This window comes from Pseudomonas sp. EL_65y_Pfl2_R96 (genome assembly GCF_963970905.1).
In the GTDB taxonomy this organism is placed as follows: Bacteria; Pseudomonadota; Gammaproteobacteria; order Pseudomonadales; family Pseudomonadaceae; genus Aquipseudomonas.
On sequence record NZ_CAXAQH010000184.1, the window covers coordinates 1 to 561 of the forward strand.

Annotated in this window: 1 protein-coding gene; it reads left to right on the forward strand. The window is 63.8% G+C overall.

The window, feature by feature from the left end; all coding sequences use genetic code 11:
* Positions 1-561: immunoglobulin-like domain-containing protein (locus AACY49_RS30115; RefSeq protein ID WP_339527885.1), on the forward strand; the 561-nt coding region annotated here is incomplete at both ends.

Here is a 561-nt window from a genome sequence, read left to right on the forward strand (position 1 = left end):
CCGACACCACCGACACCTCGACCGTGAACCTGACCGCGACTTCGAGTGTGGCCGAAGGCGGCACCGTGGTTTACACCGCGTCCGTGTCCGCTCCAGTCACCGGTTCGCCAGTGGTTGTGACCCTGTCCAACGGCCAGACCATCACCATCCCGGTCGGCTCGAGCAGTGCCAGCGTCAACTTCACCGCGCCGAACGATGCGTTGGCCGGCGGCGGTTCCCTGAGCGTGAAAATCGACGATGCCAAGGGCGGTAACTACGAGAAACTGGAAGTCGACGGCAAGTCAGCCGACACCTCGGTGACCGATACTGCGGACACCACCAGCCTGTCGCTGACCGCCACCGGCGCTGTGGATGAAGGCGGCCAGATAACCTATACGGCGACCCTGACCAACGCCGCTGGGACTCCGGTCACCGTGACCTTGTCGAACGGTGCCGTGATCACCATCGCCGCCGGTGCCACCAGCGGCTCCGTGACCGTCGATGCACCGAAGGACGACGTCTACAAAGACGCCGGCCAAGTCGAGGTGACGATCAAAGATGCCGCCGGCGGCAACTTTGAAA